The following is a 20,797-nucleotide window of genomic DNA, read 5'->3' on the forward strand; positions in this document are numbered from 1 at the left end:
GTTTTCCCCAACCTGTGGGCTCATATAGCGGAGCTCACCGAAAGGAAACAAAGTGCTTATTGCACAGCGCCCCACTCTGACTGAAGAGGTCGTAGCGCCCAACCGCTCGCGCTTCACCATCGAGCCTCTGGAGCCCGGTTTCGGCTACACCATGGGTAACTCCCTCCGCCGTACTCTGCTGTCCTCCATCCCCGGCGCCGCTGTTACCAGCGTCCGCATTGATGGCGTACTGCACGAGTTCAGCACCGTTCCCGGCGTGACCGAGGACGTCACTGAGATCATCTTGAACATCAAGAAGCTCTCCATCTCTTCTGAGAACGACGAGCCCGTCGTGGCCTACCTGCGCAAGCAGGGCGAAGGTGAACTGACCGCAGGCGACATCGAGGTTCCCGCTGGCGTGGAGATCCACAACCCGGAACTGCACCTGGCAACCCTGAACGCCTCGGCAAACTTCAACGCTGAGCTGGTTATCGAGCGCGGTCGCGGCTACGTGACTGCAGCTCAGAACAAGGTCGGCGATGGCGAGATTGGCCGTATCCCGGTTGACTCCATCTACTCCCCGGTTCTGAAGGTTACCTTCAGCGTGAACGCGACCCGTGTTGAGCAGCGCACCGACTTCGACAGCCTGACCCTGGACGTCGAAACCAAGGAAGCCATCGCACCGCGTGACGCCGTTGCTTCTGCAGGCAGCACCCTGGTCGAGCTCTTCGGCCTTGCACGTGAGCTGAACATTGCAGCTGAGGGTATCGAAGTTGGCCCGTCGCCCGCCGACGAGTCCATGGCCGCTGATTTGGCACTGCCGATCGAGGACCTGAACATGTCCGTCCGCTCCTACAACTGCCTCAAGCGCGAGGGCATCCACACCGTGGGTGAGCTCGTGACCCGCAGTGAAGCTGACCTGATGGATATCCGTAACTTCGGTGCTAAGTCCATTGACGAGGTCAAGGCAAAGCTCATCGAGCTCGGCCTGGCTTTGAAGGACTCCCCTCCCGGTTTCGAGCCTGCTGCACGCCCGCTTGATGACGAAGACGGTTCCGGCGAATAATTTCGACCGAATAGTTCACCCGGTTCCACCGGGATCAGTCAAACTTGATTCCCTAAGAGGCTCCGCTGCTGGGGCGTTAGGGAACGCAACTATGGAGATTTAACTATGCCTACTCCCACTAAGGGTCCCCGCCTCGGCGGTTCCCCGACCCACGAGCGCCACATGCTCAACAACCTGTCGGCGCAGCTGTTCCAGCACAAGCGCATCACCACCACCCTGACCAAGGCAAAGCGCCTGCGTCCGGTGGCAGAGCGCTTCATCACCTTCGGTAAGAAGGGCGACCTGGCTGCTCGCCGTCGCGTGCTGCGTTCCATCACCGACAAGTCCGTCGTGCACGAGCTCTTCACCGTTATTGCTCCGGCAATGGCAGAGCGCCCCGGTGGTTACACCCGCATCATCAAGATCGGTAACCGTAAGGGTGACAACGCTCCCATGGCAGTCATCGAGCTCGTCATGGAGCCCGTTGCAACCAAGGGTGCAGTTGCTGAGGCAACCAAGGTTGCTGAGAAGGCAGCTGAGGCTCCCAAGGCTGAAGCAGCTGAGGGCCTGCCCGCAGGTTCCCACGCACCCCTGGAGTCCGGCGAGGCTCCCGAGGGCTTCGAGGTTAAGGGTAACGCCGATTCCATGAAGTACCACGTGCCCGGTTCCCGCTGGTACTCCAGCACCAAGGCTGAAATCTGGTTCGACTCCGCTGAGTCGGCAGAGGCTGCAGGTTACGCCCCCGCAGGTGGCGCAGCAGCACAGAAGGTTTCCGAGTAATACGGATCCCAGCTGATTTAGGCTAAGCCTAAAATATGTCAATCCGCCGTCCACTGCTGTGGGCGGCGGATTGGTGTATCTGCATACTTAACGAGGAGACGGTTCTTTGCGCATTCGCTATCCAAGAGCCGGCCCGTAGTCTTCAATCGTCCTTTACCGCTGAAAGGCACACCAATGCATAACGCTACTTCTTTAGAGAATTACGAAGAGCAGCCCTTCACCGCTACGCACCGCGTGCGAATTGATTGTGCTTACGACGGTTCTCTTTTCAGCGGGTGGGCAGCCCAGCCGAACCTGGTCACCGTGCAGGGAGTTATCGAGAACGCCCTCGAGCTGATTCTGCGGGCGCCTCACCGTGTGGTGGTTGCGGGTCGAACGGATGCGGGAGTCCACGCAGAAGCCCAAACCTTGCACTGCGATCTGAGTGATGAGGACTGGACTCGCCTGCAAGGCCGAACGGGGGAGGACGATCCGACGGCTGCCCTGGGACGCCGCCTCACCGGTGCCCTGCAACGCTGCCTCTACGATGCGGAAGAGCAGTTGAATTTGCCGAAGAACGTTCGCGGTATTCTGCAGGGTGCTATTCAGATTCACCGCGTGAGCGAAGTTTCTTTTGAATTTGATGCACGCTTCTCGGCTACCGGTCGCCGCTACGTATATCGCGTTGCAGATGGCGCGGCGGACGGTCTTAACCCTCTGCACCGTACCTACACCTGGGCGGTACCTGAGCACCTGGATTGTGCTGATCTTAACCAGTCGGCCCAGCAGCTACTCGGCCTGCGTGATTTTCTCTCCTTCTGCAAGCCGCGTGAAGGAGCGACCACGATTCGTGAGCTGCGAGAGCTTAGCTTCACTCGTACTGAAAGTGGCCTTATTGAGGTGCGTGTGGTGGCTGATGCCTTCTGTCATCACATGGTGCGTTCACTTGTGGGTGCGCTGGTACTCTACGGCACGGGTAAACGTGACGCCGCCTGGTTGCGTGAGCGGATCGAGAACCCGGGACGCGAGGCTTCGCTGACTCTGGCGCCTCCCCATGCTCTGGCACTAGCTGAGATTTACTACCCTGCCCCGGAGTTGTATGGAGAGCAGGCGGAACGTGCTCGAGCAAAGCGTGAGGACCACGAAGTACAGAGCGCTTAACGCCCTGTATATATTGAGCCCCGTCACGTTGCTCATGCACCGTGAAGCGTCGCGGGGGAGCGCAACTACCTCAGGTGAATTACACGGATGGAATTTAAAATGTGTTTAAGGCAAAAAAAGCCCTATTTTTAAGGCTTTGGCGGTGGATTAAGCACTCGACGTCCTGTATAGTCTTGATATGTTGTGCGTGTTCTACCCGAGCGCGCTCTAAATCGCTGTCTAGTTGCAGGACGTTAAGGCGGTATAGAGTACGGGCAGAACGGGCGGCAGCTCGGTCCTCACCCGGGTGTTCGTCATGCACGTAAGTAAAAGGCGCGATACCCAACTAAGCGCCGTATGTACATTTCGAGACAAAGGCCAATATTTTGCGCACTTATACTCCCAAGCCCGGCGAAGTCGAGCGCCAGTGGCACGTCATTGACGCCACCGACGTTGTTCTCGGCCGCCTCGCAAGCCAGACCGCTATCCTGCTGCGCGGTAAGCACAAGCCGACTTTTGCTCCCCACGTTGACACCGGTGACTTCGTTATCATCGTGAACGCTGAGAAGGTCGCCCTGACCGGTGCAAAGCTCGAGCAGAAGCGTGCATACCGCCACTCGGGTTACCCCGGCGGTCTGAAGTCCGTGAACTACGCAGAGCTGCTTGAGACCAACCCCGTTCGCGCGGTTGAGAAGGCTGTTAAGGGCATGCTGCCCAAGAACAAGCTTGCTGCACAGCAGCTCAAGAAGCTGAAGGTCTACGCTGGCCCCGAGCACCCGCACGCGGCACAGCAGCCCAAGACCTACGAATTCAACCAGGTCGCCCAGTAATTCGGGCCTACGAAGAAACAATAGGAGAAATCGTGGCTCAGAACGAAGAGCAGATCGTAGTCGAGGAAGAGCTGACCAGCTACACCTCGGAGTCCGCTGCCCCCGCAGCGGCTAAGGCAGCACGTCCGGCACTGACCGTTGCAGGCGCAGCAGTTGGTCGCCGCAAGGAAGCAGTGGCACGCGTTCGCGTTGTGCCCGGTTCCGGTAACTGGACCATCAACGGTCGTAGCCTGGAAGACTACTTCCCCAACAAGCTGCACCAGCAGGACGTCAACCAGCCCTTCAAGCTCCTGGAGCTCGAGGGTGCATACGACGTCATCGCACGCATCAACGGTGGTGGCCCCTCCGGTCAGGCAGGTGCTCTGCGCCTGGGTATCGCTCGTGCACTGAACGAGATTGACCGCGAGAACAACCGCCCCGCACTGAAGAAGGCTGGTTACCTGACCCGTGACGCACGCGTCATCGAGCGTAAGAAGGCTGGTCTTAAGAAGGCACGCAAGGCTTCGCAGTTCTCCAAGCGTTAATCGCTGGTTTTCACGAAGCGTTACGCCCCGCTTCTCCTTCGGGAGAGTCGGGGCGTTTTGCGTATCTACTCACCGTGAGCGTTACAAGGTTATAGGGTGCATATAACTGTTACGTTTGTTCATCGAAGAGCACACCGGTAGAGTTAAAGAGTCAAAGCAGACAGGAAGAAAAGAGTACTCATGGCAGAGCAGAATCCCTCCACCCAGCCCGAAGAGAAGGCAGTGGAGGCTCCTCAGACTGAAGCCCACCAGCACGCCGCTGGAGGCGCACACGCACACACCGGTTCTGAGAAGAAACAAGCCATCAAGGAAGCCCTGAAGCCCCAGGCACGCCGTACCTCCGTCGTTGAAGACTACTCGGCAGAGCTGGACGAAATGGCTTCCCTCACCCGCGCCCTCGGCAAGGACAAGAAGGACGACGAAACCTCGCAGGCATGGAAGAAGGGTTACCCCTACGACACCAAGCTCAGCCGTAAGGCATACGAGAAGGAAAAGCGCGCCCTGCAGATTGAGCTGCTGAAGCTGCAGCTCTGGGCTAAGTCCACCGGTCAGAAGATTCTCATCATCTTCGAAGGCCGTGACGCAGCAGGTAAGGGCGGCTCCATCAAGCGCTTCACCGAGCACCTGAACCCCCGTGGCGCTCGCGTTGTGGCACTGGAGAAGCCGACCGACATCGAGCAGACCCAGTGGTACTTCCAGCGCTACATCAAGCACCTGCCCTCCGGCGGCGAAATCGTCCTGATGGACCGCTCCTGGTACAACCGTGCCGGCGTTGAGCGCGTTATGGGCTACTGCACCCAGGCACAGTACTTCGAGTTCATGCGCGAAGTTCCGGACCTGGAGCGCATGCTGGTGAACTCCGGTATCCATATCATCAAGTTCTGGTTCTCCGTCACCCGCGAAGAGCAGCTCGCACGCTTCACCTCCCGCCGTACCGACCCGGTCCGCCAGTGGAAGCTTTCCCCCACCGACCTGGCATCTCTGGACAAGTGGGACGACTACACCGCGGCAAAGGAAGCAATGTTCTTCTACACCCACACCGGTGACGCCCCCTGGACCGTTATCAAGTCCAACGACAAGAAGCGCGCACGTCTGGAAGCAATGCGTTACGTGCTCTCCCAGTTCGACTACCCCTCCAAGGACGAGGCAGTCGTGGGCGAGCTCGACTCGCTGATCGTTCGCTCCGCATCACACGTCTTCGAGGACGAGTCCGGTGACTCCCCCGACGGCTTCCCCGTCGTCAAGTAAGCGTGGATAAATAGGGGAGAATAAAAACTCAACCCTACGGCGATAGAGCCGCCAAATAGCTTGCATTATGAAGGTGCCTGTCTCTCTTTTCCCAACCCCGGGAACGGAGAGCAGGCACCTTTGCGCGTCTGCAGAAATATTAGCTATGAAGCAGATATATAGCCGCTGAAAATCACTTTCTGATTATGAAGAATTTACGGTGTATGCGCCTAAGCAGAGTTACGCACAACGTAAAATAAAAGGGTGACTGAACGACTTTTTGGAACCGACGGCGTACGCGGTCTGGCAAACGATGTAATTACTCCCGCTCTGGCTATGGAGCTCGCACAGGCGGCTTCTATTGTGCTGGGCTTTGACACGGTAGAAGAGGGCATACGCCCCCGTGCCGTGATTGCAAATGACTCCCGATCCTCTGCAGACTTTATTGTTTCTGCGATGAAGGCTGGCTTCGCTAGCGCAGGTGTTGACGTGCTGGACGCCGGCATTGTCCCCACCCCCGCAGCAGCTTACCTGGTGGCACACACCGGTGCTGACTTCGGCGTGATGATTTCTGCATCGCACAACCCGGCAGCGGACAACGGTATTAAGTTCCTGGCCCGAGGCGGCCAGAAGCTGGAAGACTCCGTTGAGGACGCCATTGAGCGCGTTTACCGTGAGAAGTCCTTCCGCTACCCGACCGGTGGTGCTGTGGGTACCGTCAAGCCCCTGGAGAACGGTACCGAGGCTTACGTGAAGCACCTGGTCTCCACCCTGCCTGAAGGCAAGCCCCTCGCAGGCAAGAAGATTGTTCTGGACTGCGCAAACGGTGCGGCATACGCAGCATCTCCCGCAGCTTTCGAAGCGTTGGGTGCAGAGGTTGTCGCACTGGCTGTAGAGCCCAACGGCACCAACATCAACGACGGCGTGGGGTCCACCCACCCCGAGAAGCTGCAGGCAGCAGTCGTTGAGCACGGCGCGGACCTCGGCATCGCCCACGACGGCGACTCGGACCGTTGCCAGGCAGTTGACGAAAAGGGCAATCTGGTAGACGGTGACCAGATTATGGCTATCCTGGCTGTTGCCGCTAAGCGCGAAGGCAAGCTCGCAAAGGACACCCTCGTCGCAACCGTAATGAGCAGCCTGGGCCTGGAGCTGTACCTGCGCGAGCACGGCATTACCCTCGGCCGCACCGCTGTGGGCGACCGCTACGTCCTCGAGTCTATGCGCGAGCACGGCTACAACCTCGGTGGCGAGCAGTCCGGCCACGTTATCATGAGCGACTACGCAACCACCGGTGACGGCGTTCTGACCGGCATCCAGCTGGCTGCAGAGGTGGCACGTAGCGGTCAGACCCTCTCGGAGCTGGCATCCCGCATGCAGCCCACCCCGCAGCGCCTAATCAATGTCAAGGGCGTTGACCGTGCGGCGGTCAAGACCAACGAGGCGCTCGCTACCGCTGTGAGCGAGGCTGAAGGAGTACTGGGTGAGAGCGGCCGTGTGTTGCTGCGTGCATCCGGCACTGAGCCTCTGGTCCGCGTGATGGTTGAGGCTGCAACCCAGGAGCAGGCTGATGAGGTTGCTCAGCAGCTGGCTGACGTTGTGGCTAAGGAATTGGCACTCTAAACGTATTCTTCCGGTGTGAAGACCGCAGTGGAGGATAGAGAAGGGCTGGGAAGGTGTTACCTTCCCAGCCCTTCTTCGTTATCTTGGGTGGTCGTAGGGGATGTGGATACGGAAAACCCCCGTATCCACAGGGATACGGGGGTTCGAAAGTTAGTGTTAGAGAGCAGAGAAATTACTTCTTTGCCAGAGCGTCGCGGATCTCCTTCAGGAGGGCAATCTCGGTCTCTTCCTCTTCTTCAGCAGCCTCGTCTTCAGCCTTCTTCTTAGCCAGTGCGATTTCAGTCAGCTTCTGAGTGGGGACAACAACTGCGAAGTACACAGCAACTGCAATCAGGATGAAGTTGACAACAGCGGTCAGGAACACGCCAACCTTGATCTGGCCGAAGACCAGGAACTCATCGAAGTTGGGGGACTTAACCAGCATCGAGATAGCGGGCATCAGGACGGCCTGGACAAGCGAGGTCACCACAGCGGTGAAGGCGGTACCCATAATCAGACCAACTGCGAGGTCGATGACGTTACCGCGGATCAGAAAATCTTTAAAACCCTTAAGCATGAGATATAGAATAGCGCCTTTTAGGTGTTCAAAATGCCATATTCTGAGAAAATTTTCACTGTAAAGCATGTGTTTTTCTTCACAGTGGTTCTGTGGTACCCAATACTTAAGGTCTAGGTCATATAAAGGTGAGTAAAAATCTCTGAAACCTGCGAAAAATCGCGGATTTACGCGGCGTGTACGCGAAAAAATATGCATCTACTGTGCCTATTTATTCCCGGTACGAAACCTAGAAATACGACACACATCACCGCTTAGCGCACCTGGCAAAGCTGAAAGCTTAGCCCAGAGCCTAGCTCGCACTTGCATAATCGGGTGCCGCACCCGTACCGATAAACTCCTCAAAAGTCTTCGCACCCGAAGACACATACTCCTGAGCAATCTGCACACCCACATAACGGTAATGCCACGGCTCAAAACGATAACCGGTCACCGACTGACGACCATCAGGGAAACGCAAAATATATCCGTAACGCGGAGCATTCTTCGCCAACCACTGACCAGCCAGCGTATCGCGGTAACACTCCTCCAAGCGGCAACCTTCAGGAGAGGCAAAATCAATCGCCAAACCCGTCTGATGCTCCGAATAGCCGGGACGCGCAGACAACTGGTCCGCTACCTGCTGACCGTTCACCGAAACCCAATACTGATAGGTCTGCTGCTGCACCGCATACGAACGATACGCGCTAGAAACAAGCAGAGTCACGCCGTCGGTCGCCGCCGCATCAATCATCGTGTCCGCCGCCTTAGCCGCCTCAGCACGCAATTGATGACCGTAGAACTCCACCAGGTCACTCGGCTCCCAGTCCTGTTGCTCAAAGGGGCGCATCTTATTTACGAGGCAACGCAACGAGTCCGGCTGAGACTCAACACTAGGCTGAGCAAGAGCCAACGGGGTAGAAGACGCGCTCGCAGAAGTCGAAGCGCTGGCAGAAGCACCGGTTGCAGAAGCAACAGGGGAGGGCGCGGCAGAAGAGGCTGCCGCAGTGGAAGAGACACTAGAAGAAGCCGCCGAAGCCGTCGCAGACTCAGAGGCAGAAGCGCTCGCTGCAGAAGATGACGAGGCGGCACCCTGACCCTGCGAGCCACCCTGCGAACCACAAGCCGCCAATAGTGCGGTACCGCCAACCCCCAAAGCGGCACCCAAGAGGGTGCGGCGGTTTACCGCAGAACCATTAAGAGACTCCTGAGCGGTAGACGTACGGTGCAGAGACAACACAATAACTCCTCATCATGGCGTAGATGCAAACAAAAAGCGCCGGAAGCCTAAACCTACCCCGCGAGGGAGTGGAGCCTCCGGCGCCTTCTACTAGAATGCACCACAATACCGGCTAAAAGCCGCACGCGAACACTAAAAACCTAAAGAACCTCTAATTCTTACGCAGAAGAACCTGCTCCACGGTATGCTCGGCACCCTTCTGAAGAATCAAATGCGCACGAGCACGAGTCGGCAAAATATTCTGCAACAGATTCGGCTCATTCACGCTCTTCCAAATGCCGGTCGCCACCTCAACCGCCTGCTCATCGCTTAGCTCCGCATAACGCTTGAAATACGACTCCGGGTTCGCAAAAGCCGAAGAACGCAGAGTCAAGAAACGATTCACATACCAGCGCTCAATATCCTCAGTGCGGGCATCCACATAAATAGAGAAATCAAAGAAATCGCTCAGCGTCAGATCAGAAGTCTCCGGGCCCTCAGCCTGAGAAGGTGCCAAAACATTCAACCCCTCAAGAATCAGAACATCCGGTGCGGTGACCTCAATATGCTCATCCGGCATGATGTCGTAATACAGATGTGAATACTTCGGCGCCACCACACGCTCGGCACCGGACTTCACCTGCGACACAAAATTCAACAGGGCACGGCGATCATAAGACTCCGGGAAACCCTTACGGTGCATAACGCCGCGACGCTGAAGCTCCGCATTCGGGTACAAGAAACCATCCGTAGTCACCAACTGAACTTTCGGAGTGGACGGCCAACGGCTCAAAAGAGCCTGCAAAATACGCGCCGTCGTCGACTTACCCACGGCAACAGAACCCGCCACACCAATAATGAACGGGACGCGGCGCTGAGACACATGCAGAAAATCATTCGTCATATGGTTCAGTGAGGATGCGGCAGTTACATACAGATTAAGAAGACGAGAAACCGGCAGATAAATACGCTGCACCTCTTCAAGGTCGACAGTTTCACCCAGGCCTCGGAGAGACTCAATTTCCTCAGCACTGAGGGGGACAGAAATCTCATCGGCTAGGTGCGACCAGCGGGAACGGTCAAGATGCATGAAGCGGTCATCGCCAGAAAAATACGGTGCGGTGCTCATTTATCTAAGTGTACGAACTTTCAGCCCCCGGGGAAAATACCTACCCTTAGCGCGGCTAGAGAAGAAATAACAATGCGGGTAAAAAGGATAAAAACCTAAAAATGCAGGAAAAGCCACATTAAACGTGACGCATAACTGTATTTCACCGTGCGCATATTCGGATACTTGTGGGATAAACTTATAGCATGTGTGGAATCGTAGGATATGTAGGTCTGGACACTGCTCCGGACGGTAACAAGTTTGACCACAACGCATACGATGTGGTCCTCGAAGGTCTGCGCCGCCAGGAATACCGCGGCTATGACTCTGCTGGCGTGGCAGTTGTAAGCCCCGACGGCATCGTATTCCGTAAGAAGGCAGGCAAGCTCCTGAACCTTGAGAACGAGGTCAAGGAACACCCCCTGCCGGACTCTCAGATTGGTATTGGTCACACCCGTTGGGCAACCCACGGTGGACCCACTGACAACAACGCTCACCCCCACGTTGTCGACAACGGCCGCCTCGCCGTCGTTCACAACGGTATTATCGAAAACTTCGCAGAACTGCGCGCTGAACTGCTCGCCGAAGGCGTAGAGTTCGCATCTCAGACCGACACCGAGGTAGCTGCAGCGACCATCGCAAGCATCTACAACAAGCTCGGTACCGGTGACCTCACCGAGGCAGTACGCATCGCGTCCAACCGCCTGGAAGGTGCCTTCACCATCCTGGCTATCCACGCCGACCACCCGGACCGCGTTGTGGCAACCCGCCGCAACTCCCCGCTGGTCATCGGCCTGGGCGAGAACGAGAACTTCCTCGGCTCGGACGTCTCCGCGTTCATTGATCACACCAAGGAAGCCGTCGAAATGGGTCAGGATCAGATCGTGACCATCACCGGCACCGACTACTCCATCATCGACTTCGAAGGCAACCCCGCAGAGGGCAAGCCCTTCCACATCGAATGGGACGCAGCAGCAGCCGAAAAGGGCGGCTACAACTCCTTCATGGAGAAGGAAATCCACGAGCAGCCCGCAGCTGTCGAGCAGACCCTCATGGGCCGCCTCGACGAGAACGGCAACCTGACCCTCGACGAACTGAATATTGACGACTCGGTGCTGCGCACCATCGACAAGATTATCGTCGTCGCATGTGGTACCGCAGCATACGCAGGCCAGGTGGCACGCTACGCCATCGAGCACTGGTGCCGCATCCCCACCGAGGTTGAGCTCGCACACGAGTTCCGCTACCGCGACCCCATCGTGAACGAGAAGACCCTCATCGTGGCACTCTCGCAGTCCGGCGAAACCATGGACACCCTGATGGCAGTGCGCCACGCACGCGAACAGGGCGCAAAGGTTATCTCCATCTGCAACACCCACGGCTCGACTCTGCCCCGCGAATCCGACGCTGCGCTGTACACCCACGCAGGCCCCGAAATCGCAGTGGCATCCACCAAGGCATTCCTGGCACAGATCACCGCAGCATACCTGCTCGGCCTGTACCTGGCACAGCTGCGCGGCAACAAGTACAAGGACGAAATCGCATCGATCCTCGCCGAGCTGCAGAACATGCCCGCAAAGATCCAGAAGGTCATCGACAACGACACCCAGGTCAAGGAACTGGGCGTCGAAATGAAGGATGCCTCCTCTGTGATCTTCCTCGGCCGCCACGTGGGCTTCCCCGTCGCAATGGAAGGCGCGCTCAAGCTCAAGGAAATCACCTACATCCACGCTGAAGGCTTCGCAGCAGGCGAGCTCAAGCACGGCCCCATCGCACTGATCGATGAAGGCCAGCCGGTCATCGTAGTGGTTCCCTCCGCAAACGGTCGCGACTCCCTGCACGGCAAGGTCGTCTCCAACATCCAGGAAGTGCGCGCACGCGGCGCCTTCACCATCGTCATCGCCGAGGAAGGCGACGAGGCAGTCAAGCCCTACGCAGACCGCCTCATCACCGTCCCGGCATGCCCCTCGCTGCTGCAGCCCCTGCTGGCAACCGTGCCCCTGCAGATCTTCGCATGCGCACTGGCAGAAGCTAAGGGCCTGGACGTTGACCAGCCGCGTAACCTCGCAAAGTCCGTGACCGTGGAGTAATCCTTCTGAAGTAACCTCCTCGGAAATCGCCTCAGCGATCACGAAAGGGCGGTGGTTGAGTTCTTAGAGAACTCGACCACCGCCCTTGTCGTTTAACCACGCTTACCCGCGGCGCCGTACGAAAGCGAGAAACCCAACGAGAATACAGGATGTGAAACAGACAGCATCAAGGCGTCATATTTGACGGTAAACCACCGAAAAGAAACGAATCTCGCTAGACTTAAAACAAGAGAAACCGCAAACAGGACGCGGCCACCACCCTACCGCAGAAGGTGAAGCTCATGATCATGGGAATCGGCGTAGATACCGTCAACATCGAACGATTCGAACGAATCGTGACCGAAACACCCGCCTTCGTCCGCCGTGTCTTTACCCCCAACGAACGCACCCGAAACGTGCGCTCCCAAGCCGTACGATTTGCCGCCAAAGAAGCCGTCGCAAAAGTACTCGGAGCACCCGCAGGACTCAACTGGCAAGACTGCGAAGTAGCCACCGCCGAAAGCGGCCAGCCCTACCTCATCATTCAGGGCACCATCGCCCGCCGAGCCAAAGAACTCGGTATCAACCGCATCCACCTCTCGCTGACCCACGACGAACCCATGGCCATCGCCATCGCAACCGCCGAATACCTCAGCGACGCAGAACTGGCGCACCTGCAAAAGTTCAACCCCGAAAGCTACCGACTCAGCGTTATCGCCGGTGACGACACTGACGAGGACTAACGCAGAGCCACACCAACACCACACCAGGTGACCCCTAAGGCCCGCACGGTGCCACCCAAGGAGACAGCAATGAAGCTCATCTACACTGCTTCCCAGGTACGCGAAGCAGAAAAGCCCTACATCGAAGCCGCCGACTACGACGGCTACCTCATGCAACGCGCCGCAGACGCCGTCGCAGCCGAAGCGCAGGACCTGCTCCGCGGCAAGGACAACGCCAAAATCCTGTTGCTCATCGGTCCGGGCAACAACGGCGCAGACACCATCTACGCCGGCGCCCGTCTTAGCGTCAAGGGCCACCGCGTTGACGCCATCATCTTCGACCCCAGTGAAAAGAACCTCGAACTCATCGCCCGCGAAGGTGGCGAAGGCACCCGCGTGCTCGACCCTGCCAAAGCACAGGAACACCTGAAGAGCTACGACCTCGTACTCGACGGAATCCTCGGTACCGGAGCAAGCGGCGCCGTACGCGGTAGCGCCGGCGAATACCTGGGCGTACTCCGTGCAGCGCAGCTCGACGGCAAGCTCGGCGCAGTCCTCGCCGTAGACACCCCCTCCGGAGTCGACAACAACCGCGGAACCGTGCACGAACCCTCCCTGCGCGCCGACCGCACCGTCACCTTCATCGGTCACAAGCTACCGGCAGGAACCAGCCACAGCGTGCACGCCGGAGATATCAAGCTCTACGACCTGGGCGTACCCGAAGCCCTCAACGCCCACAAGCCCGCCCTGCGCGTCCTCGAGCGCGAAGACTACCGCGAGCTCATCGAAGTACCCGACGAACACTCCCACAAGTACACCCGCGGCGTACTCGGCATGCTCACCGGAAGCCTCGAATACCCCGGCGCAGCCCTCATGAGCGTGCGTGCCGCTCTCAACACCGGCGTGGGCATGGTCCGATTCAACGCCAACTCCCACGAGCTGCGCCAGCTCATGATCGCCCACAACCCCGAAACCGTCTACTTCAGCGGCGCACCCGCCCTGCAGAGGGTCACCGTCTGGGCGGGCGGCTCCGGATCCAGCCACGACTCACTGGATAAGAATCGCTACCTGCTCCACTCACCCGAACCCGCCATCCTCGACGCGGGCGCCTGCGACCTGGCGGCAGAATACATGGCAACCGGTAAGCAGCTCGGCTCCCACAAGATTCTCACCCCGCACGCGGCAGAGCTCGAACGTTTCCTGCGCATCGTGCACGAGCTCGCCCCCGAAGTCTGGACAAAGCACCTGGGCGACGCCATCGTACCCAGCCGCAAGGACATCGACGCAGAGCCCTTCCGTTGGGTGCGTGCCGCCTCCGAACTCTCCGGCGCCACCGTCATGCTCAAGGGCGGCTACACGCTCATTGCAGCACCCAACGGCGCCACCTACAGCGTTGCTGGCGGAAGCCCCTGGCTCGCCACCGCAGGCAGCGGAGACACCCTCACCGGCATCTACGGAGCACTGCTCGCCCAGACCGTAGCAGCCTTCGATGCTCGCGGAGAAGCGCTGGAAGGCTGCACCTTCGCCTCCATCGGTGCGCTCGCCGTCTACCTGCACGGCGAAGCCGCACGCGCCAGCGCCACCGGAAGCGTCAAGGACGCTCTGCCCGGCCCGGCACCCGCAACCCGCGTCGCGCAGATGCTCCCCGAAGTCATTGCGCGCCTCATCGCCGAATAGGGGAGCGGAAAGCGCCCTGATGTTCTGACACTTGTCTAGAAGCGAAGAGCTGACCAGATACCCTGGGCACACAGAAGGGGCGTGAATCCACCGGAAACGGATTCACGCCCCTTCAACGCGCTTATATCAATGTACGATACCGAGCTGCCTGTGCCGGGACAGCATCACTAAAAGCCGGAATACACACCAGCGGGAGAAACTCCCACCACCCTTCTTAGTACGCGCCTTCCTTAGCGAAAACCGCACGGACAGTACGCAGAAGAATAATGAAGTCACCGGTAAGCGACCAGTTCTCAACATAGTAGAGATCCAGACGAACCGACTCTTCCCAGGAGAGATCACTACGACCCGAAACCTGCCACAGACCGGTAATACCCGGCTTCACCAGCAGGCGGCGGTACGCAATGTCCTCGTACTGCTCAACTTCCTCAACCAGCGGAGGACGCGGACCCACCAGCGACATATCGCCAATGAACACGTTCCACAGCTGAGGCAGCTCATCAATCGAGTACTTACGGATGAACTTACCAATGGGGGTAATACGCGGGTCGTCCTTCATCTTGAAGAGCACGCCGTTACCCTCGTTCTGCTCCATGAGGCGCTTCTTGACCTCTTCAGCATCAGTACGCATCGAACGGAACTTCACCATCTTGAAAAGCTCACCGTTCAGACCCACACGATTCTGCAGGAAGAAGACCGGGCCGCCATCACGCTTCACCAGTAGCGCCACCACCAGGAACAGCGGAGACAACAGAATCAAACCCAGACCCGAAGACACAACATCCATAGCGCGCTTGAAGAACGCCGACAGACCGGTAATACGCGGAGTCGACACGTGCACCAGCGGCAGACCGTTCAACGGCTGCATGTGCATACGCGGACCAGCAATATCGGTCGTCGCAGGAGCCATAATCAGCGAAATATGCGCATCAGCAAGCTTCCAACCCAGCAGGCGAACCTGATCCGGGCTCAAGTGGTGACCATTCGTGACAGCAACCATGTGAATATCGTTCTCGCGGATGGCTTCCATAATGTCAGCCGGAGAAGTGCTGTAACCAAGCACCGGAATCGGTGCACCAGCAACAGTGGTACCCGGGGTAAAACCGGGCAGATAGAACGCAGCGGGGGACAGACCGGAAGCAACCACACCCTCCAGGTTCTTGTACAGGTGCTGACCGGTCGTCACATCAGAAATAATCATCACGCGAGTGAGTGCACGACCGCGGGTACGCGAACGCACCAGACCCTGACGAATCAGCCAACGCTCAACGAGCAGAAGGAACAGACCCAACGGGTAAGCAATCAACAAGTACATGCGGGTGACGTCAACCTTGAGGAAGAACGCCAGAATAATCAGCAGGCAGAAGAAGTAAGTAGTACCGCGAGTAATCAGGCGATACTCCTCGTTGCCGAAACCCATGATGCGCAGGCTACGGGAGCCGTTCACCTGGAGGATAAACCACCAGCCGACGACCATACCGACGCCCAGGAAAATGTAATCAATAGCGGGAATACGGCCATCCAGGGCGTTAATAGGCCAAACGTTTACATAGGGCAGGTCAGCATTCTCCCACCCGAAACGAATCAGATGCGCAGCGATAACCGCAATAGCAATGGCGAGAAAATCGCCAAAGTAAAGGGCACGCTGAACCTTGGGATGCCAGCTTCGCTTGACGACGAAGTCTGAACCCCACATTTTTTTAAGACGATCTTGTACTTTCAACGGTGTAATCTTCCCCGGAAATTTGTCCTGTGTCGTGGACTGAGAGCGGCGAATAGGCACATTTACCCCTAATTATCGGTGAATAGGGAATCGTGTCCTAGTCAGTGTTCTGAATGAATGAGTGAACCAGTAATCTTGCTGAGTGAATAGTGGCAGAGACTACGGTAAAGGCGCTGGTAAGGCGCCTAGTGGAACGCTATATGAAGCTAAAGAGCGCATAAACGTGTTCCGTAAACTATTCTACGGGGTCGGGGGTCTTGTGGCGCGAAGAATGAAGGCACAAAGCCTCTTGGGTGTGATGAAATCAATCACAGACAAAGAAGGAAAAAAGGGCCTTCGGGAAGAATGCCTAGTGGAGCTAAGAAACCCCAAAACCATCGGCATGTTTCACGCACCTGCAGGAAAATAACCGACAAATAAAAGACAAACCCCGAAGACCCCACACCCTAAACGCAGGGTGCACAAGAGACATTAAGGACGCTCAAGCCCCGCACGATCCAAAATAAAATCAATCATCGGCTCATAACGACGCGGCGGAACGTTATCGTCCATCGGCACGCACACCGGCAGGTCCCCCTGCTCAGCCGCCACAAACAGACCCGGATCATTACAATCCGCAATACCAATCGTCAGCAACTTACAGGTCGAGGAAGCATAACCAGCCATACCGTGATCCGAAACCACCAGATCCGGAGTCACACCGCGCGCCTTCAACTGATCCAGTGCGATGCGCATCGGGCCGGGGAAATGCGTATGCTGCAGATTACCGTACTGCTCAAACATCACGACATCCATAATCTGACGGACATCGCCGTCCAGGAAGCGCTCGCCCTCCTCAATCTGGAGAACCTCAGCACCGGCAGCCTTCGCAGCCGCAGCCATCACCGCATAGATGGGGAACAGACCCGCCGGGTGACCGGTCGCAAACAAAATACGAGAACTCGCACGCACCGCCTCACCGAAGATGCGGGCGTATTCCTCCAGAGCGCTGATGCACTGCTTGGCACCAATAGTGTCCTGACCGTGAGTATGCGAACGATCCGGGTTCAGACCCGCGCGGCGAACCATCACCTCAAACACCGAATCGTAATCCCACTCGCGGGTCCACTGCACACCAAACTCAAGGTGCTCATTACCATCCAGGAAACCCTGAATATGGTCCAGGTTATTCTCTCGGGCGGTTGCCACCTCGCCGGTAATACGCACAGAATCCAGGTACGCAGCGAACTCATCGCGGCTCATCGAGAAAGACATTAAAACTCCTCACAACGTGAAAAATACATTACTGCGAGATACCCTCACGTACCTCGGCATAAGCTTCCAGGGTCTTGCGCGCCGTCTGCTCCCAACCCATCGTGCGAGCACGCGCTGCGGCGTTCGCACCCAACGAATGACGCAGATACGGGGCACGCACCAGACGCTCAATAGCTGCAGCCCAACGCTGCGGAGTACGAGGCGCCACCAGCAGGCCCGTACGGTGGTTCTCCACCGCAAAGCGCAGACCGTCAGCATCCGTAGCGAGCACCGCTGCGCCGCACGCCTGCGCCTCCAGAGCCACCAACCCGAACGTCTCAGACGACGACGGGGACGCCACAATGTCGGCGGCACGGAAAATATCAGCCAGCTCAGATGCAGGAACCGGGTCCTTCAAATGCACCCGATCTGCCACACCCAGCTCAGCTGCACGCTGCAACAGGCGGCGCTCATAATCCGAATCGGAACGACCAATAATATCCACGTCCACCTGCAGGTCGGAGGGGAGCAGCGCGAGCGCCTCCACCAGCAGATGCGGGCCCTTCAACGGCTGAGGCCTACCGGCAAAAACAATGCGGCAACGAGTCTCAGAGGTGTCATTGAGCGGATGCACGCCAGGAATCGTATGGAAAATCGAGGTGTCAACACCCGGCGGGATAGTGGCAAGCTTCTGCGCGTCCGTACCGTAATACTCGCCCATCTGCTGCGCCTCCAGGGGAGTATTCACAATCACCCGGCTCGCGGAGCTACTCATCAGGCGCTCGGCGGCATAGCGCTCCTCGGGTTCGGGCGCCTCACCTTCGCCGCGGCGCGCATCCTTGGCAGCAGCCGTCGTATGCGGAGTAAAAAGAACAGGAACCGGGAAGCCAACGCCCTGAGCCGACCACAGGTCGGATGCACGAGCCGCAGCCTGACCCGACAGCCAATAGTGGGCGTGAATAATATCCGGGGTGTACAGTGCCTGCTCGACGCACGCCTGCGCAAAATCATCGGTGACCGCAGCCAGCTCGTTCTTCGAAAGACCACGGGCGGAGGGCAGATCAAGACTGTGGCGCACAAGGCGCTCGCCGGGCTGAGGAGGCTGACGGAACGGCGAATCGGTCGGAAGCGCCTCACCGCGATCCAGGGTGAAAACCTCAACCCGCAGCTCCGGATCCAGTTCCAGCATGGCATGCACCGACCGGGCAATATAGACGTTCATGCCGCCTGCATCTCCGCTACCGGGCTGCGCAAAAGGGTCGGTGTGCATGGAATACACGTGAACCGTCCGAACCGGCGGCAGAGTGCTCATCGATGCTTTCCTCTCTAAAGGGGTACCTGACCTAGTGTAGCGCGACAGGACTTTCGCACAGCGGGAGGTCTAGAATTTAGTAGAAGAGAGGCTGCTCAAGTACAGCCTGTAGTACCCGCCCGTCAGAAACGAAGGACCATGACTCACCCTCAGCAGCCTGCCGAACCGCTTTACTGCCCGCCCTGCGCTCCCGGCCAGGTGGAACGTAGCGCCACGATTGATCTTGACGCGCTGGAACATAATGTGCGCCGACTCAAGGAACTCATTGGCGACCGCGTGCTCATTGCAGTGATTAAGGCGGATGCGTACGGTCACGGCGCGTACCCGGTGGCACGTTCGGCTATTGCAGCCGGCGCTGACCTGCTGGGTGTGGTGCACGTGAACGAGGCGCTGGAACTGCGTGCTGACGGTATTGATGCGCCGCTCATGGCGTGGCTGCACACTCCCTCCACCGATTTTGAGGCGGCTCTGCAGGAGAAGATCCGTCTGGGTGTTTCCGGTTGGGACCTGGAGGCGGTAGCCGCCGCCGCTGAACGCACCGGCGAGCGCGCTATCGTGCATCTGAAGGCTGATACCGGTCTGGGTCGTAACGGTGCTACCGCGGCGGATTGGCCTGCACTGGTGGCTCGCGCCGCCTCCCTGGAGGAAGCCGGTCTGATTACGGTTGAAGGTATTTTTAGCCACCTGGCGGTTGCGGATGAGCCGACCCGCGCCGAGACTGCACAGCAGCTCGATACCCTGGATACGTTTGTGGCCCAGGCACGCGAGGCTGGCCTGGACCCGAAGATTGTGCACCTGGCGAACTCGCCGGCGACCCTGACCGCCTCCCTGGAGGGCTGGGATACGGAGGAGCGTCTGCTCGGTGACGGTGTGCGTTGCGGCCTTGCTCTGTACGGTCTTTCCCCGCTGCCGGGTGTTACGTCTGAAGACTTGGGTTTGAAGCCCGTCATGACGGTGAGTAGCTACATTGCCGCCGTGAAGGAAGTTCCTGCAGGTCAGGGCGTTTCCTACGGTCTGCGCTACCACACTCCCAAGGCAACCACCCTGGCGCTGGTGCCGCTCGGCTACGCTGACGGCGTGCCGCGCATTGCGGAGAACGCGCCGGTGCGCATCTACCCGGGCGCGCAGAACGCGGAGAACGGCTCCGTGCCTAACAATACGGAAGGTAAGACCTACCGCGTGGTCGGCCGCATCGCCATGGACCAGATGGTCGTTGACCTGGGCGAACCCGGCCTGAGCGACCCCGCCCTGGGCTACCTGGGTGCGCCCGCCATCCTTTTTGGTGCCGGTGAGAACCCGCCCGTGGAAGAGTGGGCGGATGCCGCGCAGACCATTAACTACGAAATCGTGACCCGCATTTCGTCCCGCGTGGAGCGCCTCTACGTTGGCGGCTCCTGGGTTGAAGCTGAGCTGAACGAGCTGTGGGGTACCGGGCAGGAGCAGGAGGGCTAATGAGCGCTGAGTACATTTCTGCCGCACTCGATCTGGATGTGACCGGCCCCGACCATACCCGCCGCCTGGCGCTCACCCTGGCGCAGCACCTGAACGCCGGGGACGTACTGTTGCTCTCGGGCGAGCTTGGTGCGGGTAAGACCACGTTCACCCGCTCCCTGGGTGAAGGCCTGGGCGTGCGCGAAGGCGTTATCTCACCGACCTTCGTGCTCTCGCGCGTGCACCCGAACCTGCCGGACGGCCCCCGACCCGGCGGCCCCGACCTGGTGCACGTAGACGCCTATCGCCTCTCCAGCGCCGAAGAGCTCGACGACCTGGATTTGGAGTTCTCCCTGCCGCGCTCTGTGACCGTCATTGAGTGGGGCCGCGATAAGGCTGAGCACCTGAGCGATTCCCGCCTGGAGCTGGACTTCACCCGCCTGACCGGCGCGGATGCACGCTTCGCCTACTCGGGGGCCGAAGAGTTCAGCTGGGACGACGAAGACGAGGACGAAAGCGACGAGGAAGCGGACACCCCTGAGCCTCGCCTGCTGCGGGTGCGCGCCTTCGGCCCCCGCTGGGAGCACGCTTTTGACGCACTGAAAGAGGCCCTGCAGAGCGCCTAGAGCCCGCGCGTTAGA

18 protein-coding genes are annotated in these 20,797 nt (G+C 58.6%); 12 read left to right on the plus strand and 6 right to left on the minus strand.

Annotation, left to right across the window (positions count from 1 at the left end):
* Window positions 1-52: 52 nt before the first annotated feature.
* The 7 genes from HMPREF2919_RS02665 to glmM all read left to right on the plus strand — a co-directional run bounded on the left by HMPREF2919_RS02665 (window position 53) and on the right by glmM (window position 7,127).
* Window positions 53-1,045 carry a DNA-directed RNA polymerase subunit alpha gene (locus HMPREF2919_RS02665; protein WP_005505031.1) on the plus strand — a complete coding sequence of 331 codons (993 nt, stop codon included), beginning with the start codon at window positions 53-55 and terminating at the stop codon, window positions 1,043-1,045.
* Between the two features lie 105 nt (window positions 1,046-1,150).
* Entirely contained in the window at window positions 1,151-1,804 is a 654-nt protein-coding gene (gene rplQ / locus HMPREF2919_RS02670) for a 50S ribosomal protein L17 (protein WP_005505032.1), read from the plus strand.
* A gap of 174 nt (window positions 1,805-1,978) precedes the next feature.
* Window positions 1,979-2,944 (plus strand): tRNA pseudouridine(38-40) synthase TruA, encoded by a 966-nt coding sequence (gene truA, locus HMPREF2919_RS02675; protein WP_049346446.1) that lies wholly within the window; start codon window positions 1,979-1,981, stop codon window positions 2,942-2,944.
* 365 nt (window positions 2,945-3,309) lie between these two features.
* Window positions 3,310-3,753: a 50S ribosomal protein L13 gene (gene rplM / locus HMPREF2919_RS02680; protein ID WP_005505035.1), complete on the plus strand. Its 444-nt coding sequence runs from the start codon at window positions 3,310-3,312 to the stop codon at window positions 3,751-3,753.
* Between the two features lie 32 nt (window positions 3,754-3,785).
* Window positions 3,786-4,277: a 30S ribosomal protein S9 gene (gene rpsI / locus HMPREF2919_RS02685; RefSeq protein WP_005505036.1), complete on the plus strand. Its 492-nt coding sequence runs from the start codon at window positions 3,786-3,788 to the stop codon at window positions 4,275-4,277.
* A 180-nt stretch (window positions 4,278-4,457) separates the two neighbouring features.
* A complete protein-coding gene (gene ppk2 / locus HMPREF2919_RS02690) occupies window positions 4,458-5,525 on the plus strand; it encodes a polyphosphate kinase 2 (protein ID WP_049346444.1) in 1,068 nt (355 codons plus the stop codon).
* 243 nt (window positions 5,526-5,768) lie between these two features.
* The gene (glmM, locus tag HMPREF2919_RS02695) at window positions 5,769-7,127 is read left to right on the plus strand and encodes a phosphoglucosamine mutase (protein ID WP_049349264.1); all 1,359 of its coding nucleotides are present in this window, start codon (window positions 5,769-5,771) and stop codon (window positions 7,125-7,127) included.
* 172 nt (window positions 7,128-7,299) lie between these two features.
* Here glmM and mscL read toward each other — a convergent pair whose 3' ends face one another.
* The 3 genes from mscL to coaA all read right to left on the minus strand — a co-directional run bounded on the left by mscL (window position 7,300) and on the right by coaA (window position 10,010).
* Window positions 7,300-7,683, minus strand: a complete 384-nt coding sequence (gene mscL, locus HMPREF2919_RS02700; protein ID WP_049349266.1) for a large conductance mechanosensitive channel protein MscL — start codon at window positions 7,681-7,683, stop codon at window positions 7,300-7,302.
* 292 nt (window positions 7,684-7,975) lie between these two features.
* Window positions 7,976-8,902 (minus strand): M15 family metallopeptidase, encoded by a 927-nt coding sequence (locus HMPREF2919_RS02705; RefSeq protein ID WP_070666055.1) that lies wholly within the window; start codon window positions 8,900-8,902, stop codon window positions 7,976-7,978.
* Between the two features lie 151 nt (window positions 8,903-9,053).
* Window positions 9,054-10,010, minus strand: coding sequence for a type I pantothenate kinase (gene coaA, locus HMPREF2919_RS02710; RefSeq protein WP_070666057.1), 957 nt, complete (start codon window positions 10,008-10,010; stop codon window positions 9,054-9,056).
* A 185-nt stretch (window positions 10,011-10,195) separates the two neighbouring features.
* On the opposite strand from coaA, the gene glmS reads away from it, so the two are divergent.
* From glmS to HMPREF2919_RS02725, 3 genes are all read left to right on the plus strand, one after another.
* Entirely contained in the window at window positions 10,196-12,079 is a 1,884-nt protein-coding gene (gene glmS / locus HMPREF2919_RS02715) for a glutamine--fructose-6-phosphate transaminase (isomerizing) (RefSeq protein ID WP_070666060.1), read from the plus strand.
* Window positions 12,080-12,360: 281 nt separating this feature from the next.
* A complete protein-coding gene (locus tag HMPREF2919_RS02720) occupies window positions 12,361-12,801 on the plus strand; it encodes a holo-ACP synthase (RefSeq protein WP_070666063.1) in 441 nt (146 codons plus the stop codon).
* A 69-nt stretch (window positions 12,802-12,870) separates the two neighbouring features.
* Window positions 12,871-14,457: a bifunctional ADP-dependent NAD(P)H-hydrate dehydratase/NAD(P)H-hydrate epimerase gene (locus HMPREF2919_RS02725; RefSeq protein WP_070666066.1), complete on the plus strand. Its 1,587-nt coding sequence runs from the start codon at window positions 12,871-12,873 to the stop codon at window positions 14,455-14,457.
* 214 nt (window positions 14,458-14,671) lie between these two features.
* Here HMPREF2919_RS02725 and HMPREF2919_RS02730 read toward each other — a convergent pair whose 3' ends face one another.
* From HMPREF2919_RS02730 to HMPREF2919_RS02740, 3 genes are all read right to left on the minus strand, one after another.
* Window positions 14,672-16,153, minus strand: coding sequence for a sugar transferase (locus tag HMPREF2919_RS02730; RefSeq protein WP_070666069.1), 1,482 nt, complete (start codon window positions 16,151-16,153; stop codon window positions 14,672-14,674).
* Window positions 16,154-16,651: 498 nt separating this feature from the next.
* The gene (locus HMPREF2919_RS02735; protein ID WP_070666071.1) at window positions 16,652-17,434 is read right to left on the minus strand and encodes a phosphatase; all 783 of its coding nucleotides are present in this window, start codon (window positions 17,432-17,434) and stop codon (window positions 16,652-16,654) included.
* A 28-nt stretch (window positions 17,435-17,462) separates the two neighbouring features.
* Window positions 17,463-18,725, minus strand: a complete 1,263-nt coding sequence (locus HMPREF2919_RS02740) for a glycosyltransferase (protein WP_070666074.1) — start codon at window positions 18,723-18,725, stop codon at window positions 17,463-17,465.
* Between the two features lie 138 nt (window positions 18,726-18,863).
* On the opposite strand from HMPREF2919_RS02740, the gene alr reads away from it, so the two are divergent.
* Both alr and tsaE read left to right on the plus strand, forming a co-directional pair.
* Window positions 18,864-20,177, plus strand: a complete 1,314-nt coding sequence (gene alr, locus HMPREF2919_RS02745) for an alanine racemase (RefSeq protein WP_070604084.1) — start codon at window positions 18,864-18,866, stop codon at window positions 20,175-20,177.
* Complete coding sequence (gene tsaE, locus HMPREF2919_RS02750) at window positions 20,177-20,782, plus strand: tRNA (adenosine(37)-N6)-threonylcarbamoyltransferase complex ATPase subunit type 1 TsaE (RefSeq protein WP_070615083.1); 606 nt, start codon at window positions 20,177-20,179, stop codon at window positions 20,780-20,782. Before alr ends, tsaE begins: the two co-directional genes overlap by 1 nt.
* Window positions 20,783-20,797 lie beyond the last annotated feature (15 nt).

It is taken from the genome of Rothia sp. HMSC068E02 (genome assembly GCF_001813565.1).
Classification (GTDB): Bacteria; Actinomycetota; Actinomycetes; order Actinomycetales; family Micrococcaceae; genus Rothia.

Bases quoted from the DNA above. Each gene is read 5' to 3' on its own strand.
- rplQ (WP_005505032.1), top strand. From the start codon at position 1,151: ATGCCTACTCCCACTAAGGGTCCCCGCCTCGGCGGTTCCCCGACCCAC.
- HMPREF2919_RS02725 (WP_070666066.1), top strand. From the start codon at position 12,871: ATGAAGCTCATCTACACTGCTTCCCAGGTACGCGAAGCAGAAAAGCCC.
- HMPREF2919_RS02720 (WP_070666063.1), top strand. From the start codon at position 12,361: ATGATCATGGGAATCGGCGTAGATACCGTCAACATCGAACGATTCGAA.
- ppk2 (WP_049346444.1), top strand. From the start codon at position 4,458: ATGGCAGAGCAGAATCCCTCCACCCAGCCCGAAGAGAAGGCAGTGGAG.
- HMPREF2919_RS02735 (WP_070666071.1), bottom strand. From the start codon at position 17,434: ATGTCTTTCTCGATGAGCCGCGATGAGTTCGCTGCGTACCTGGATTCT.
- glmS (WP_070666060.1), top strand. From the start codon at position 10,196: ATGTGTGGAATCGTAGGATATGTAGGTCTGGACACTGCTCCGGACGGT.
- alr (WP_070604084.1), top strand. From the start codon at position 18,864: ATGACTCACCCTCAGCAGCCTGCCGAACCGCTTTACTGCCCGCCCTGC.
- truA (WP_049346446.1), top strand. From the start codon at position 1,979: ATGCATAACGCTACTTCTTTAGAGAATTACGAAGAGCAGCCCTTCACC.
- HMPREF2919_RS02740 (WP_070666074.1), bottom strand. From the start codon at position 18,725: ATGAGCACTCTGCCGCCGGTTCGGACGGTTCACGTGTATTCCATGCAC.
- coaA (WP_070666057.1), bottom strand. From the start codon at position 10,010: ATGAGCACCGCACCGTATTTTTCTGGCGATGACCGCTTCATGCATCTT.
- HMPREF2919_RS02730 (WP_070666069.1), bottom strand. From the start codon at position 16,153: ATGTGGGGTTCAGACTTCGTCGTCAAGCGAAGCTGGCATCCCAAGGTT.
- mscL (WP_049349266.1), bottom strand. From the start codon at position 7,683: ATGCTTAAGGGTTTTAAAGATTTTCTGATCCGCGGTAACGTCATCGAC.
- tsaE (WP_070615083.1), top strand. From the start codon at position 20,177: ATGAGCGCTGAGTACATTTCTGCCGCACTCGATCTGGATGTGACCGGC.